The 12,747-nt window shown below is 63.8% G+C and carries 21 protein-coding genes, 1 tRNA gene and 1 pseudogene; 13 read left to right on the forward strand and 10 right to left on the reverse strand.

Annotated features, from left to right (window positions below; translation table 11 throughout):
- Positions 1-8 precede the first annotated feature (8 nt).
- From ACVWW1_RS05485 to ACVWW1_RS05500, 4 genes are all read left to right on the forward strand, one after another.
- Positions 9-470, forward strand: coding sequence for a cupredoxin domain-containing protein (locus ACVWW1_RS05485; RefSeq protein ID WP_456655115.1), 462 nt, complete (start codon positions 9-11; stop codon positions 468-470).
- 29 nt (positions 471-499) lie between these two features.
- Positions 500-796 carry a copper-binding protein gene (locus tag ACVWW1_RS05490; RefSeq protein ID WP_176530494.1) on the forward strand — a complete coding sequence of 99 codons (297 nt, stop codon included), beginning with the start codon at positions 500-502 and terminating at the stop codon, positions 794-796.
- A gap of 164 nt (positions 797-960) precedes the next feature.
- Positions 961-1,710, forward strand: coding sequence for a cation transporter (locus ACVWW1_RS05495; RefSeq protein ID WP_456655116.1), 750 nt, complete (start codon positions 961-963; stop codon positions 1,708-1,710).
- 141 nt (positions 1,711-1,851) lie between these two features.
- Positions 1,852-2,121 carry a hypothetical protein gene (locus ACVWW1_RS05500; RefSeq protein WP_207830601.1) on the forward strand — a complete coding sequence of 90 codons (270 nt, stop codon included), beginning with the start codon at positions 1,852-1,854 and terminating at the stop codon, positions 2,119-2,121.
- Positions 2,122-2,250: 129 nt separating this feature from the next.
- Here the strand turns inward: ACVWW1_RS05500 and ACVWW1_RS05505 are convergent, their stop codons facing one another.
- Positions 2,251-2,787: a tetratricopeptide repeat protein gene (locus ACVWW1_RS05505; RefSeq protein WP_456655117.1), complete on the reverse strand. Its 537-nt coding sequence runs from the start codon at positions 2,785-2,787 to the stop codon at positions 2,251-2,253.
- Between the two features lie 303 nt (positions 2,788-3,090).
- Between ACVWW1_RS05505 and ACVWW1_RS05510 the strand changes: the two genes are divergently transcribed.
- From ACVWW1_RS05510 to ACVWW1_RS05525, 4 genes are all read left to right on the forward strand, one after another.
- A complete protein-coding gene (locus ACVWW1_RS05510) occupies positions 3,091-3,411 on the forward strand; it encodes a His-rich protein BRANT (RefSeq protein ID WP_456655118.1) in 321 nt (106 codons plus the stop codon).
- A gap of 218 nt (positions 3,412-3,629) precedes the next feature.
- Complete coding sequence (locus ACVWW1_RS05515) at positions 3,630-4,070, forward strand: hypothetical protein (protein WP_456655119.1); 441 nt, start codon at positions 3,630-3,632, stop codon at positions 4,068-4,070.
- A 366-nt stretch (positions 4,071-4,436) separates the two neighbouring features.
- On the forward strand, positions 4,437-5,153 hold the full coding sequence (locus ACVWW1_RS05520) for an outer membrane protein (RefSeq protein WP_456655120.1): 717 nt from the start codon (positions 4,437-4,439) through the stop codon (positions 5,151-5,153).
- Positions 5,154-5,349: 196 nt separating this feature from the next.
- Positions 5,350-5,589: a DUF6719 family protein gene (locus tag ACVWW1_RS05525; protein WP_050402822.1), complete on the forward strand. Its 240-nt coding sequence runs from the start codon at positions 5,350-5,352 to the stop codon at positions 5,587-5,589.
- Positions 5,590-5,652: 63 nt separating this feature from the next.
- Here the strand turns inward: ACVWW1_RS05525 and ACVWW1_RS05530 are convergent, their stop codons facing one another.
- On the reverse strand, positions 5,653-5,904 hold the full coding sequence (locus ACVWW1_RS05530) for a hypothetical protein (RefSeq protein WP_456655121.1): 252 nt from the start codon (positions 5,902-5,904) through the stop codon (positions 5,653-5,655).
- Positions 5,905-6,401: 497 nt separating this feature from the next.
- Between ACVWW1_RS05530 and ACVWW1_RS05535 the strand changes: the two genes are divergently transcribed.
- The 4 genes and pseudogenes from ACVWW1_RS05535 (at position 6,402) to ACVWW1_RS05550 (ending at position 8,916) form a co-directional block, all read left to right on the forward strand.
- Positions 6,402-6,770, forward strand: coding sequence for a hypothetical protein (locus tag ACVWW1_RS05535; protein WP_456655122.1), 369 nt, complete (start codon positions 6,402-6,404; stop codon positions 6,768-6,770).
- Positions 6,767-7,615: an alpha/beta fold hydrolase gene (locus ACVWW1_RS05540; RefSeq protein WP_456655123.1), complete on the forward strand. Its 849-nt coding sequence runs from the start codon at positions 6,767-6,769 to the stop codon at positions 7,613-7,615. The genes ACVWW1_RS05535 and ACVWW1_RS05540 overlap by 4 nt, the downstream gene beginning before the upstream one ends.
- 244 nt (positions 7,616-7,859) lie before the next feature.
- A pseudogene (locus tag ACVWW1_RS05545) lies at positions 7,860-8,126 on the forward strand (DUF2652 domain-containing protein); the annotation flags it as partial.
- A gap of 76 nt (positions 8,127-8,202) precedes the next feature.
- Positions 8,203-8,916 (forward strand): SRPBCC family protein, encoded by a 714-nt coding sequence (locus ACVWW1_RS05550; protein WP_456656624.1) that lies wholly within the window; start codon positions 8,203-8,205, stop codon positions 8,914-8,916.
- 35 nt (positions 8,917-8,951) lie between these two features.
- On the opposite strand, the gene ACVWW1_RS05555 is transcribed toward ACVWW1_RS05550, so the two are convergent.
- From ACVWW1_RS05555 to ACVWW1_RS05570, 4 genes are all read right to left on the reverse strand, one after another.
- Entirely contained in the window at positions 8,952-9,503 is a 552-nt protein-coding gene (locus ACVWW1_RS05555) for a hypothetical protein (RefSeq protein WP_456655124.1), read from the reverse strand.
- Between the two features lie 134 nt (positions 9,504-9,637).
- Complete coding sequence (locus ACVWW1_RS05560; protein ID WP_456655125.1) at positions 9,638-9,838, reverse strand: hypothetical protein; 201 nt, start codon at positions 9,836-9,838, stop codon at positions 9,638-9,640.
- Positions 9,839-10,029: 191 nt separating this feature from the next.
- Positions 10,030-10,209, reverse strand: coding sequence for a hypothetical protein (locus ACVWW1_RS05565; protein WP_456655126.1), 180 nt, complete (start codon positions 10,207-10,209; stop codon positions 10,030-10,032).
- Positions 10,210-10,295: 86 nt separating this feature from the next.
- A complete protein-coding gene (locus ACVWW1_RS05570) occupies positions 10,296-10,484 on the reverse strand; it encodes a hypothetical protein (RefSeq protein ID WP_176530505.1) in 189 nt (62 codons plus the stop codon).
- Between the two features lie 465 nt (positions 10,485-10,949).
- On the opposite strand from ACVWW1_RS05570, the gene ACVWW1_RS05575 reads away from it, so the two are divergent.
- Positions 10,950-11,240, forward strand: a complete 291-nt coding sequence (locus ACVWW1_RS05575; protein WP_456655127.1) for a hypothetical protein — start codon at positions 10,950-10,952, stop codon at positions 11,238-11,240.
- Positions 11,241-11,246: 6 nt separating this feature from the next.
- Here ACVWW1_RS05575 and ACVWW1_RS05580 read toward each other — a convergent pair whose 3' ends face one another.
- The 4 genes from ACVWW1_RS05580 to ACVWW1_RS05595 all read right to left on the reverse strand — a co-directional run bounded on the left by ACVWW1_RS05580 (position 11,247) and on the right by ACVWW1_RS05595 (position 12,695).
- Entirely contained in the window at positions 11,247-11,429 is a 183-nt protein-coding gene (locus ACVWW1_RS05580; protein WP_456655128.1) for a hypothetical protein, read from the reverse strand.
- A 102-nt stretch (positions 11,430-11,531) separates the two neighbouring features.
- Positions 11,532-11,846, reverse strand: coding sequence for a DUF5658 family protein (locus ACVWW1_RS05585; protein ID WP_224924475.1), 315 nt, complete (start codon positions 11,844-11,846; stop codon positions 11,532-11,534).
- A gap of 178 nt (positions 11,847-12,024) precedes the next feature.
- A tRNA-Thr gene (locus tag ACVWW1_RS05590) sits at positions 12,025-12,099 on the reverse strand.
- Between the two features lie 164 nt (positions 12,100-12,263).
- A complete protein-coding gene (locus ACVWW1_RS05595) occupies positions 12,264-12,695 on the reverse strand; it encodes a hypothetical protein (protein WP_176530509.1) in 432 nt (143 codons plus the stop codon).
- Between the last annotated feature and the right edge of the window lie 52 nt (positions 12,696-12,747).

Raw genomic sequence — 12,747 nt, forward strand, 5'->3', positions numbered from 1 at the left:
AGAATCCAATGAATCACCGCACCACGATCGGCATCGCCCTCGTTGCGCTGTCGATCACCGCGGCGCCGTCGCGCGGTCACGAAAAACACGGTCACCAATCCTATTCGGCCGGCGAGCCCGGCGATCCGAGCAAGCCGTCGCGCACGGTCGAGGTCGAGATGAAGGAGATGGAGTTCACGCCATTCCGCATCGAGGTCAAGCGCGGCGAGCAGATCCGTTTCGTGATCAAGAATGCCGGCACCGAGGATCACGAATTCCTGCTCGCGACCACCGAGGAGAATTTGAAGCATGCCGAAGTCATGAAGAAGCATCCGCATATGGAGCATGACGATCCGAACGGCGTCCGCCTCGCGCCCAAGAAGACCGCGGAGATCGTCTGGAAGTTCACCAAGGCCGGAACATTCGAATATTCCTGCCTGATCCCCGATCACCGCGATTACGGGATGACCGGTCGCGTCATCGTGAAATGAAACCAGCAACGAGAGAAAGGACGACCACGATGAACAGGATGATCCGGATTGCAGCCGCAGCTGCGCTGGCGCTGACATTGGGCGGCGCTTTCGCGCAGGCCGCAGCCATCAACGGCGAGGTCAAGAAGATCGACGAGGGCGCAGGCAAGATCACGCTCAAGCACGGGCCGGCCAGGAGCCTCGGCATGGACGAGCCGATGACGATGGTCTACCGGGTCAAGGATCCCGCGCTGCTCAAACAGGTCAAGGTCGGCGACAAGGTCAAGTTCGAAGCCCAGGAGGGCGACGGCGGCTACACCGTCACCGCGATCCAGAAGGCGAAGTGAGGCGACACCCGTCTCGTCGCCCCGCGCGATGGGCTGTCGGCTGAAGCGCAACCGGCAGCCCCAGCGAGCGCAAGACATGATCGTCAAAGCAATGCTGGTTCCAGGCGGATCGGCTTGAATGCGTTGCGCGGGTGGCCTTATCCTGTGGTCTGGAAGGACAAGCGATGAGCGATTGCTGCGAGCAGAAGACGTCCGAATGCTGTGCGCCACCGCCGCTGACGCTGCCGATGAAGGCTGCTGCGCCGACAGCGGACCGCAATCGCACGGTTGATGCGTGCGGCTGCTCGGGCGGCGTTCCGGTGTTTGACGGCCTCGATCCGCGCTACAAGCGCGTGCTCTGGACCGTCATTGCCATCAATGGCGCGATGTTCCTGACCGAGATGATCGCGGGTCAGCTTGCCGGATCGCAGGCGCTCAAGGCGGATGCGCTCGACTTCCTTGCCGATACCGTCACCTATGGGCTGAGCCTTGCGGTGATCGGCGCCGGCCTGCGGATGCGTGCGTCGGCGGCGCTGCTGAAGGGTGCTTCGCTGAGCCTGATGGCGCTCTGGGTCGTCGGCTCGACGGTCTACCAAACTCTCGTTCTCGGTGTGCCGAAGGCCGAGGTGATGGGCGCGATAGGGACGTTGGCGCTTGCGGCGAATCTGTCGTCCGTTCTGCTTCTGCTGCCCTACAAGGACGGTGACGCCAATGTCCGCTCGGTCTGGCTCTGCTCGCGCAACGACGCGATCGGAAACCTCATCGTGATGGTGGCCGCGCTCGGCGTCTGGGGAACCGCCACCGCCTGGCCCGACCTCGCGGTCGCCGCGGTGATGGCGATGATATTCCTCACCTCGTCGGTGCAAATCCTGCGGCAGGCGTGGGCCGAGTATCGCGAGGCGGCGCTGCGCAGCCCGACGGCGGCGCATGGCTGATTGAGCCGCACCTGACCGTGTGCTGCTGCCGGAGGCGTGCGCGGGAATTCGCCTTGCATTTACCTTAAATGATGGCGCCGGGGGAACGTCCGTGGCAGCGGCGCGTTGCTGTGCATCATTCGTGCGCAGAAGGCCCCCTTCATGACAGTCAACGCGGCAATACTGATGGCGGCATTGGTGCTGTCGGGGACCGTGTTGGCGCAGAGCTCCGGTCCGTCGGCCGGCTCAGCGGGAGCCGGGCAGGCCGCCAACGTCACCACCACCGGCCAGGCGCTGAACACCAGCAAGAAGACCGGCGACAGCGGCCCGCCGATCGCGACGGCCGCGCACCCGGCGAAGCCAGCTGACGGCAGCACGGTCGGCGCGAGCCGTCCGCAAAAGCCCGACCGGCGCCTCGAGCACTACCCGTAGGCTGCGGAGCCCAAGCAAAGCAATCAGCTCCAGGATGGGTTACCCATCCTATCGCAGCGATATCGATCAGCAAAAAGCCGGCGCGGTCATTGTGACTACACCGGCTTGATGTTTGAACGGTTCGCTTGCTCAGTAAACCAGGCCGGTGCCCGGGGGCTTCTCCAGCGCGGCAGCGAGCGAGCGATATTCGTCGCTGCTGGTGCCGGCGAGCTGGGCGATGCGGTTCAGGTGGTATTGCGCCTGATCGCGGTTGCCCTGTTCGACCTGCCAGAGGCCGTAATACTGCCAGGTGCGCACATGGGCCGGGTCGGCCTTGAGCGCGCGCTCGTACCAGATCTGCGAGACCTTGTAGTCGCCGAGCTTGCGATAGGAATAGCCGATCAGGTTGGCGACGTCGGCACGGTCATCCTGGCCGAGCGCCTTCAGCTGCTCGATCGCGGCGCTATAGTCGTGCTTGTCGTAGATCGTGGCATAGGCGGCGTGATAGCCGGCCAGGAACTTCTGATCGTCGATCGCGGAGCTCTTGTCCTTCTTCGCCTTCTTGCCCTTGCTGCCGCTGTCGGAAGCCGGCGGGGAGGGATTGTCGCCGCCTGCGGCGTAGGCCGAGATGACCGGCCCGGCCCGGCGAGGGTCATCGAGAGCACTGCGAGGCCCAAAAACTTCCAAAGAAACTTCGGCGACTTGCTCATTCCTGGTTGCTCCTGATCGTTCCTGATCGTGCTCGGTAATCCTACACCCAAGCCTGCTGACTTGAACACCCGAGGGTGCAGAACATTCCCGCCCGGGTCCACGATTGCGTGATCCCCGCCGGCAGCGGGCGGCCAACATGACCAAGATGTCATTCACATGAATGAATACCGTCAGCGCCCTTCAGAACGGGTTCAGCGCGCGGCCCATAAGGTCACGTGCATTGATCGGTGAGGCCGACCATCCGGCCGGAGACCTCTCGATCCCGCAGAGGAGACCACCATGTTGAAGACGATTTCCGCCGCGCTGCTCGCCATGTCCGTGATCGCAGCGCCCGCGCTCGCCGCTGAGGCCGGCAAGGCCGCAACGCCCGCCCCGGTGACCACGACCGCCCCGGCGACCAAGGCCGCCCCCGTCATCAAGAGCGAGCAGCTGCCGTCGAAGGTGCGCAACGCCAACGCCAAGATGCACCACAAGCACTATCGCCATCACCGCCACCACAAGCACATGGGCATGCTGAAGGTGAAGGCGCCGAAGCATGCGACCAAGCACATCCATGCGAAGGTCGCCACCAAGCACGTCGCGCCGGCCAAGCGCGGCTGATCAAGCGCGGCTGAGCCTGATCCGAAGGGCGTCGTTCGATCCACATTGCCCCGCTGCGCCCTTGGGATGCAGAACCGGCCCGTCCGTCCATTGCTTCCCCAATGGCGGCGGGCCGGAGTGCGTCGGGGCTTCCGTTGCGAGGCTGGGCGCCAGCTCGGCGGGAACAACCGAGTTGCGAATTCCCCGCCTGGCGGTTTATGAGACGCGGCCGGGGACTCATGAAACAGCGTCGTTTGCGGACCTCATCAAAACTGGCGGCGATCCTGCTGCTCTCGATGCCACTTGCCGGCTGCCTCACCAGCGACGACGGCGGCAGCTCGACCACCTTTGCCGACGATCGCGGCGTCGCCAACCAGCCGTTTCCGGACAGGTACCGCGACCAGATCCTGGCCTTCATGCGGACCTACCTGAACAATCCGGTCGGGGTCCGCGAAGCCGGGATTGCCGAGCCGGTGCAGCGCACGGTCGGCGGCCGGCTGCGCTACGTGGTCTGCCTGCGCTACAGCGCAAAGGATACCGACGGCAATTACCGCCCGGCCCGGGAGCGCGGCGTCCTGTTCGTCGACGGCCGGCTCGACCGCATCCTCGACAACGCCGCCGAGCCCTGCGCCGGCGCGTCCTACGCGGCATTTCCGGATCTGGAAAAGATGGCGCGCTAGGCATGATCCGGAAAAGTGCGAAGCGGTTTTCCGACAAGATCATGCCCAGACAATGAGCCAAGGCGCGATCTGATCGCGCTTTGGGACGCGGCGGCTTGTCGCAGCAGCAAGCCTGAGCAGTTCGTTAGCGAACTCCGATCACTTTTCGGGGAGCGCTGAACTTCAACTTAGCCGTTTGCGACTTACATACAGCCGAAATACGGCTGCTTAACTGGTGAAAAAACCTTCTCTGCCAAGGAACAAACGGGCGTTGTTGCGACCCTGTCACAGCTCGGAAACATCACAGGTCAGGCATTGCCCCAAAGCAACCTAATTGGCGTCACGTTGTTTGGCTTAACAGCGCAGCGTTCGTAACGGGGATCAGAGATGAAGAAGTTTTTGCTCGGCACAGTCGCGCTGGCCGCCCTTGCGGGCCCGGCATTTGCGGCTGACATGCCGGCCCGCACCTATACCAAGGCACCGCCGCCCTATACCGCCCCGGCGCTCGTCTACAACTGGACCGGTTTTTATATCGGCGGCCATGTCGGCGGCGCGTTCACCGACGGCACCAACCTGATGGGCAGCGACGCGCGCTTCATGGGTGGCGTGCAGGGCGGCTTCGACTATCAGTTCGCGCCGAACTGGGTGATGGGTATCGAGGCGCAGTACTCCTGGCTGCCGAGCTCCTCGAACAATGGCCTGACGTTCCCTGCCGGAACGGTCGTGACCGGCAATACCGACCAGCTCGGTTCGGTGACCGGCCGCCTCGGCTACACTTGGGGTCCGGCGCTACTCTACGCCAAAGGCGGCTACGCCTGGCGCGACAACAACAACATCACGGCGTCGGTCGGCGGCGTGCCGGCGGCCTTCACCACCGATGGTGGTCACAAGGACGGTTACACGGTCGGCGCGGGCCTCGAATACATGTTCGCCCCGAACTGGTCGGCGAAGGCCGAGTACCAGTACTACAATTTCGGCAAGACCACTTTCACCAGCGGTCCGGCCGACATTGTCGGTGCGAGCTTCCGGAACGACGAACATACCGTCAAGCTCGGGGTCAACTACCGCTTCGGCTGGGGCGGTCCGGTGGGCTCCCGCTACTGATCGCGTCGTCGTATCATCGACATCGAAAGGCCGGCCTTCGGGGCGGCCTTTTTTGTTGGCCTGCCGCGTGCCCGCGCTCCCACATTCACCCGATGTTCAGGCCTGATCGTGCAATGCAAAAAATAATTCCTGCATTGCACGGAACTTTCATCGTGATGCGCTATTGTGGGATCGCCGGGCTGGTGGACAAACAAACATGCGTAGCTTTGCGTTAGGGCTGATCATCTCTGCGGTCTCTGTGCCGTGCTTTGCCCAGACCATCCTGAAATCCGAACCCTTGGCACTCGCGCCTTACGAGGTCGTATTCGTGCAGGACGCCTCTTGCACGGCCGGCAAGGTGCTCAAGGTGACCGGGTCGATCCGCGGTCTGCATCGGCGGAAAATCTGCGTCTCGCTCGCCGCCGAACAGGCGTCGCTGGCGACGGCGACGCCGTAGCGGCAGCACGACGGCTGCATCGGCATCCGGTCCGCCTATGCGCACCGGACGACCGACTGTACCTCAGTTCAACCGCGGCTCCAGACGCGCTTCGCGTTCGGCATCGGCCATGTTCTTGGCCGGGTCCTCGTTCGGCTCGGGCTGGCACGGCCGGATTTCGTAGTCATTGTCCAGCACCGGGTGCGGCGACGACTTCTCTTCCTCGGAGACGGTATCCACCACCAGGCCCGATTGCCGGGCAAGCTTCCAGACATCGGCCTCGGTCGGGTAGGCCTTGCTCAGCTTGGCGTCTTGATAGAATAGCGCGTACGGCATTCGTCGTTTCCCCAAACAACCGACAACGCCAAGGCCCGTCCCGGGTTTCACACGAGATCGCCGTTCCGATCACGGAACCGTGAGCTGGATTCAGGCAAGCATCTGAAAATATGAGTCATTTGGGACTTTTTGCCGGAGGAGCCTGAGTCCTTAATGAGCGGTAAACCCCGGAAAAAAGAATCCCCGGGACTCCCCGGGTAGAATCGCCGGATGCTCCGAGCCATGAGAGCGATCCACCAGCCCCCCTACGAACGCGTGCAGCTCGCGCTTGCGGTTGTGCTGCTCACAGCCTGTGCCGCCAACGTGGCGCTGGTCTGGTCGTGGCTCTAGGGAAACTTGGCTCAAGCTAAAACCTGTATGTAGCGGCCCACGCGAAAACGCCGTGGCCGCGCGACCCCGGCACCGATTGACGGGCCGGCCATTCCTTCCATCATTGCCGGCAGAACAAGTGCCCGACGCGGCCTGCGCGGGCGGGCCGCGATCGGGGTGGAGCTGTCATGATCGAGATGCTGAAGGAACGGGTCAATTGCGACGCCGGCCTGGTGCGGCGCGGCCGTTACCTCACCACGACGTTCCTGCTCGAGATCGGCAAGGCCGCCTGGCTGATCGCGATCCATGAGGGCCGCATCGTCGCGGTGACGAAGGGCCCGTTCGTGATGCCGTCGTCGTCGTTTGCACTGCGCACCTCGGACGAGGAATGGGACAGGTTCTGCGAAAAGCGGCCGCCGCCGGGCTCCAACGACCTGATGGCGCTGCTCAAGCGCCGCGTGCTGAGGGCCGAGGGCGAGCTGCAGATCTTCATGGCAAACCTGCGTTACTTCAAGGAGGCGCTCGGCAAGCTGCGCCGCGAGGGAGCGGCCGCATGAGCGCCAAATTCGAACCGATCATCGGTCGCTACATGCATCTCGAGCTGTCAGGCCGGGCGCACCGCGTCTATGTCGAGGAGGCGGGCGAGGGCACGCCGCTGCTCTGCCTGCACACCGCGGGCGCCGACGGTCGGCAATATCGCGGCCTGATGAACGATGTCAGCGTCACGCGCAACCATCGTGTCATCGCGTTCGACATGCCCTGGCACGGCAAGTCGTCGCCGCCCCAGGGCTGGCACGACGAGGAATACCAGCTCACCTCGGCGCAATACATGGCGATGATCCTCGCCGTGATGGAGGCGCTCGATCTCGACCGGCCGATCGTGATCGGCTGCTCGATCGGCGGCCGGATCGCGCTGCATCTCGCGCTCGAGCATCCCGAACGCTTCCGCGCGATCATCGGTCTGCAGGCCGGCGCGCATGTCGATCCCTATTACGACCTGAATTTCCTGCATCGGCCGGACGTGCATGGCGGCGAGGTCGCGGCCGCCATCGTCTCGGGTCTGGTCGGGCCGGACGCGCCCGACAAAGACCGGTGGGAGACGCTGTGGCACTACATGCAGGGCGGGCCCGGCGTGTTCAAGGGCGACCTCTATTTCTACAAGATCGACGGCGATATCCGCGCCCGCGTCGCCGAGATCGACACCAAACGCTGCCCGCTGTTCCTGCTGTCGGGCGAGTACGACTATTCCTGCACGCCGGAGGAGACGCTGGCGGTGGCGAACAGCATTGCCGGCAGTGAGGCCACCATTATGAAGGGCCTCGGGCATTTCCCGATGAGCGAGAACCCGGGCGAGTTCTTGAAGCATCTGCTGCCGGTGCTGGAGAAGGTCGGCGGCGGCTAGAGCGTTTTCAAGCGAACTGGATACCGGTTCGCGCTCAGAAAACGCGTCAGAACAAGAGTCGCCACTCTCGACCTCGTATGGCGCGGTGTGACAGACTGCGTCATCGCACGAAAAGGTTACGCGGGAGGTCTCCATGCTTCCGAAGGCTGAAGCGGCATATTTCGCGATTGCCGATATTTCCGGCTATACCAACTTCCTCGCGGCGGTCGAGCTCGACCACGCGCAGGACATCATCGCCGATTTCATGGACGTGGTGGTGAAAGGGCTGCGCCCGCCATTTCGCCTCGCCAAGTTCGAGGGCGACGCCGCCTTCGTCTACTCGACCGGGACAATCGACGGCTCGCTGCTGCAGGACGCGATCGAGGGCGCCTATTTCAAATTCCGCCGGCGCCTGCGCGACGTCCGCCAGGCCTCGACCTGCGAGTGCAAGGCCTGCGTCGCGATGGGCGATCTCGATTTCAAATTCGTCGTCCATCACGGCGAGATGGTGAAGCAGAAGATGGGCGGCAGGGAAGAGCTCGCCGGGCGCGACGTGATTCTGGTCCACCGGCTGCTCAAGAACACGGTTGGCGAGAAGGTTGGCGGGCGTGCCTACGCGCTCTACAGCGACGCAGCGATCCGTGCCATGCGTCCCCCGGGGCGTCGACCCGGTGGCACAAGGTCTGATCCCGCATCAGGAAACCATCGACATCATCGGCGATGTGACGCTGTGGGCGCGCGATCTCGAGGCGGCGTGGCAGCAGGACGACGCGCAAACGCGGCTGGAGGTGACGCGCGAAGACGCCTACGCGATACTGGAGTTCGACATCGCCGCGCCGCGGCAAACGGTGTGGGAGTTCATCACCGTGCCCGGGCAATGGCAGAAATGGTGGGACGCCGACGACATCGTCGAGGAGTCAGGCAAGGGGCGACGCGGTATCGGCACCAAGAATCATTGCGCGCACGGCAACCATACCAACGTCGAGGAGACGCTCGACTGGCGTCCGGTCGATTACTTCACGGTCGGGATCACGCTGCCGATGCCCGGAGCCCCGCGCATCATCATGACCCGGGCCGTTCTCGACGGCGCAAACGGAACGTCCCGTTTCGAGCTGCGGATCGCCAAGCCGAAGCCGAAAGACAGGGCGTTCCTCGATGGCGCCGCGGCCAAATTCGCCGAACGGATGACCCAGGCCGTGGCCGGCCTCCGATCAATGGTGGAAGGCAAGCAGCATGCCGTTGACGCTATGGAGGAGCCGACGCTGGCGCGATCGAGCGGGCGCTTCCTGAGCGAGCCGGTGAAACCGGGCGCGCGCGGCTGAAGGTCAGCGAACGATTCGGAGATTAAAGGGGCCGGTTACTTGCCGGAGCGCGGCAGCTCGCTGTTGTCGCGGATCGCGGCGCGGACTTTGGCCATGGTCGTGGTGCAGTATTCCTCGCGCTCCCTCAGGAAGCGCTGCTGCTGCGCGCGGAAATTGGCAACACGCTCCCGCACCTCGGATCCGAAATCGCCGCTGATGTCGAGCTTGGCAAATTGCGGCGGCTGCGCCGGCGGCGGCGGGACTTCGACGACGGTCACAGCTAAAGGCTGTGGAGCGGGGGGCAGGCCTTCGATCACGGTCGGCAGCGGAAGCGGTGGCGGCATGAGTGCAGCTTGCACCTCAGCCTCAGGCTTGACGCTGAGCGTGGCGATGGCCTCGACCAAGGCCTGTTCAGCGGCGGTCTGCAACGCGGCAGCGGGTGCAACTGGTGCGGCGGGTGGCGTGGCGGTCGGCTGGGCGGCAGGCGGCGTCACCGTCCGCGGGGGGGCAGGCGTCGGCAGTTCGGCGTCGGGCAGCTTGCCCTTCACCGACTGTACGAAAGCCATTGTCTGCGCGATCAGGAGATCGCGTTCCTTCATCCACTTCATGGCGCACCTTGAGCGCGCGGATTGCATCAGAGCAACCCCGCGGAAGCAAGCACTCGCCATCATGATGGTTGACGAAGACGCCTGTTTTGCAGGCACGGTGACAAAATTGTGACGTGCGTGGGCGCGAGGGACGGTCAGCGCTGGCGGGGATTGGTGTTCGGGACGAACGGGGTACCGACGATCCGGACCGGCGGCTGGGCCAGTGCTTGGCTTGGGACCGGCGCCTGATTCGCGGCCGGTCGGGGCGCCGCGTTGGCCGGCGCGGGCGCCGGATCGAGCAGGGCGACGATGCCGGCAGCGGCCACGCTCAGCAGCGTGAAGCTGCCCAGAAGCATCAAATTTCGGTTGGTCTCGCGTACCCTCATGCGGGGAAAATCGCGTGAGGGGGCATAATGTTCCGAACAAATCCTCAGGCGTTTTCTCGCGGTTTGGCCTCGAGCTTGAGAAAGTGCGGCAGGAGCAGACCTGAAAGCTCAAGTCGCGAGTCCACCGGCCCGGTGTGCCGGCTGGAGCGGGCGCGTTCAGCCTAGTGAGCCATCGCCTCGACAGCTACCGGTTCGGCGCTGCGGGCCTCGATCAGGTCGGCGTAGCGGCCATACTCCTCGGCCATTTCGAGCAGCTTTTCACGCACCGCGGCGTCGGTGACCTGGCGGGCCAGCCGTCGCGCCTGATCGGATTGGAAGCGATAATGGGCTGTGTCGGACATCGTAGGCTCCTCACACATGTGTAAGGACCGTCCGGCAAAGGTTCATCAAGACGTCATTGAAGGGAAGACGTCTTGAAGGGCAGGCGTTATTGAAGGGTGTTGGACCGATCGGTCGCCGTAGCCGCGACCGGGTGGCCGGCCTTGTCCTCGCGGACCTCGACCTCGAACCAACCCATCTCCTTCAGCTCGCGCGCCTTCTTCTCGGCCGCGTCTTCGCTGTCGCGCTTCAGCACGATTTGACTGGTGCCATCCCGGGCAAGGATCAAATAGGTCATTGGCTGAGTCCCATCCCGCATTCTGCATACCCCAATTCGGGTCGCAAGGACAGAAACAAGGCAAGGGATGGGTGATGCTACGGGGATGATCCCACGATTCCTGCCAGGGAGCAGGGTGTCCGGCTGGTTCCCGACCGCTGTCGACATGACCAGCTACGCCGGATGATCGCCGATATCCGAGACGCGCTTGACCGGCGCAAGCTTGATAGGTCAGCTGTCCGCCGTTGGCGTCCAGCGGCAGGCTTACGAGTTGCGTTTCGCAAAGCGCACTGAGATGACGGACATCATTGCTTGCGTGCCTGCCGAGCAGGGCTCCTTCGATGAGTCACCGTTGCCTTGCGCGCAAGTCCTGTCGGCGGTGTGAGCGGAGCCCGGAAGACTACGGCTTCCGTTAAACGTTGTGGGTAATCCAAGTGAGGCTCTTTGATTGAGCCGCGAATACATGCTCGGGTTGGATCAAGGACAATGCGCGGCGCAAGCCATGTAGATCCGGATGGAGGACTCGATGCCCAGGCACTTCGGTTTGAAGGCGACATCGCCGGCGGGACGGTCGACGTTCACGGGATCATCAAGAGATTTGCAGCAGCGGACCGCGGCGGCATCTGCGTCGAAGAATCGTGCTTCGGTCAGTTCGCTGGCATCAAAGCCCGCTTCGCCATGCTCGGAGCTGCCGTATTCTCCTACGAGCTGGCGGGGCTGCTGCGGTCGACGGTCGATCTCGACCGATTGAAGCTGCGCGCGACGAGGCGTGGCTGACAGTCTTCATAGCTCGGACGGCTCGTGCTTTTTGTCGCGCTTCAGGTCCATGCGATCGATGCGTTGATCGATCAATCGATTCAGTCTCTCGTCTCGCAGCGTGTCCTTCCTGAACAGCCCGCCATGCAGGCGATAGGCGAGGAGGAGCAGGACCACAGCAACGCCGACGAGATAGTAGGACCAGTCCATAGTCAGAACCGCGCCTGGCAGTGTCCATTGTGAAACAGCGAGCCTCGGCAACTGTGCCAGGCAGCGCTAACGGCGGCTCGCCAGCATCACCGCAAGGTCAGCTCAATTGGCGCCCGCCAGGATAAACAGATTATTGTAGACGGGCAGTGCAATGAAGGCGACCACATAAGCCACTTGGCGTTCGCTGTTGCCGTGCCAGAGCAACCATATCACGAGGTAGGTTAGGCCCAGTTTGGCAATAAGCCACCATTCTCCCAGCCACTCCTGGGTGAGCCACATGAACGGGTTCAGTTCGCCCATTCCCCGCTGCAAGATCTCGTTGGTGGTGATCAGATCCGAGTAGCCCATCAGCAAGGCGCAGACCAGCAGCATTGCCTTCAGGAACGACGTCCTCGCCCGCAACTGCTTTTCCGTCATCCGGTGCCTGCCCGAAATCCGCTTGTGGCTCCCTGTTGAGCAATTTTGCGGGATGTTTTCGGCGAGTGCAACCCCCCACGACCCGGTTGTCCAACGCCACGCTCCCCAAACCAACCAGGTTGGGCATCCCGTACCGGGGCACGGCCAACCGACCCGTCCCGTTGATTTCGTGAAAAGATGGTGCCGGCTGAGGGGATTGAACCCCCGACCTTCAGTTTACAAAACTGCTGCTCTACCGCTGAGCTAAGCCGGCGACATGGGTATGATTTGCGCGCTCGCATAGCAGACTTGGCGGGGCAGGGCCAGAACCTGAAGGCCAGAACCCGGGAGGTCCGGATCGGCCGTTCGCCTCCACCGGCCAGGCGGCAAAAAAGGCGGCCCGACGGCCGCCTTTTGCGCGTCAGCGGTTCGCCCGAGCTACTGGCAGGGATGTCGCAGGCCGTCGCTGCCGCGGAACCAGGTGCCGGGGGTGCAGACAAAGCCGTTCTGCCGGGCATATTCCTCGCCGCCGATCGGGGTGCGGGCATAGTCGGGGCCGCCGAACGGGGCGGTCGCGATCGCGGCTGCGGTGCCGACCGCGCCGCCAACCACACCGGCCGCGACGCCGGCGGGGCCGGGGTCATAGCGGTTGTAGCTGCCCTGCCAGTCGCGGTCCCGCCGATAGGTGTGGTGGCGATAGGCGGTGCGCGTGGTGCCGGGCGTCATCGTCTGGCATCGGGCATCGGGATCGTCATTCGAGCAGCGCGCGGCGGTACCGATGGTCTGCTGCGCCATCGCGGAGCCGGCCAGGGTCGCAGCGAGCAGGGCTGCTGCGCCAACGGTGGCGCAGCGAATCTTGAGCTGTGTCATGCAAGGTCTCCTCTCGTCGTTGTGACGAGCTAATCTCGCCGCGCCGTGCCTG

The sequence above is a fragment of the Bradyrhizobium sp. JR3.5 genome, from assembly GCF_054057015.1.

What these genes read in the sequence shown, in the direction of transcription:
- ACVWW1_RS05485 (WP_456655115.1), top strand. Translation starts at nt 9, where the DNA reads ATGAATCACCGCACCACGATCGGCATCGCCCTCGTTGCGCTGTCGATC.
- ACVWW1_RS05490 (WP_176530494.1), top strand. Translation starts at nt 500, where the DNA reads ATGAACAGGATGATCCGGATTGCAGCCGCAGCTGCGCTGGCGCTGACA.
- ACVWW1_RS05495 (WP_456655116.1), top strand. Translation starts at nt 961, where the DNA reads ATGAGCGATTGCTGCGAGCAGAAGACGTCCGAATGCTGTGCGCCACCG.
- ACVWW1_RS05500 (WP_207830601.1), top strand. Translation starts at nt 1,852, where the DNA reads ATGACAGTCAACGCGGCAATACTGATGGCGGCATTGGTGCTGTCGGGG.
- ACVWW1_RS05510 (WP_456655118.1), top strand. Translation starts at nt 3,091, where the DNA reads ATGTTGAAGACGATTTCCGCCGCGCTGCTCGCCATGTCCGTGATCGCA.
- ACVWW1_RS05515 (WP_456655119.1), top strand. Translation starts at nt 3,630, where the DNA reads ATGAAACAGCGTCGTTTGCGGACCTCATCAAAACTGGCGGCGATCCTG.
- ACVWW1_RS05520 (WP_456655120.1), top strand. Translation starts at nt 4,437, where the DNA reads ATGAAGAAGTTTTTGCTCGGCACAGTCGCGCTGGCCGCCCTTGCGGGC.
- ACVWW1_RS05525 (WP_050402822.1), top strand. Translation starts at nt 5,350, where the DNA reads ATGCGTAGCTTTGCGTTAGGGCTGATCATCTCTGCGGTCTCTGTGCCG.
- ACVWW1_RS05530 (WP_456655121.1), bottom strand. Translation starts at nt 5,904, where the DNA reads ATGCCGTACGCGCTATTCTATCAAGACGCCAAGCTGAGCAAGGCCTAC.
- ACVWW1_RS05535 (WP_456655122.1), top strand. Translation starts at nt 6,402, where the DNA reads ATGATCGAGATGCTGAAGGAACGGGTCAATTGCGACGCCGGCCTGGTG.
- ACVWW1_RS05540 (WP_456655123.1), top strand. Translation starts at nt 6,767, where the DNA reads ATGAGCGCCAAATTCGAACCGATCATCGGTCGCTACATGCATCTCGAG.
- ACVWW1_RS05555 (WP_456655124.1), bottom strand. Translation starts at nt 9,503, where the DNA reads ATGAAGTGGATGAAGGAACGCGATCTCCTGATCGCGCAGACAATGGCT.
- ACVWW1_RS05560 (WP_456655125.1), bottom strand. Translation starts at nt 9,838, where the DNA reads ATGCTTCTGGGCAGCTTCACGCTGCTGAGCGTGGCCGCTGCCGGCATC.
- ACVWW1_RS05565 (WP_456655126.1), bottom strand. Translation starts at nt 10,209, where the DNA reads ATGTCCGACACAGCCCATTATCGCTTCCAATCCGATCAGGCGCGACGG.
- ACVWW1_RS05570 (WP_176530505.1), bottom strand. Translation starts at nt 10,484, where the DNA reads ATGACCTATTTGATCCTTGCCCGGGATGGCACCAGTCAAATCGTGCTG.
- ACVWW1_RS05575 (WP_456655127.1), top strand. Translation starts at nt 10,950, where the DNA reads ATGCGCGGCGCAAGCCATGTAGATCCGGATGGAGGACTCGATGCCCAG.
- ACVWW1_RS05580 (WP_456655128.1), bottom strand. Translation starts at nt 11,429, where the DNA reads ATGGACTGGTCCTACTATCTCGTCGGCGTTGCTGTGGTCCTGCTCCTC.
- ACVWW1_RS05585 (WP_224924475.1), bottom strand. Translation starts at nt 11,846, where the DNA reads ATGACGGAAAAGCAGTTGCGGGCGAGGACGTCGTTCCTGAAGGCAATG.
- ACVWW1_RS05595 (WP_176530509.1), bottom strand. Translation starts at nt 12,695, where the DNA reads ATGACACAGCTCAAGATTCGCTGCGCCACCGTTGGCGCAGCAGCCCTG.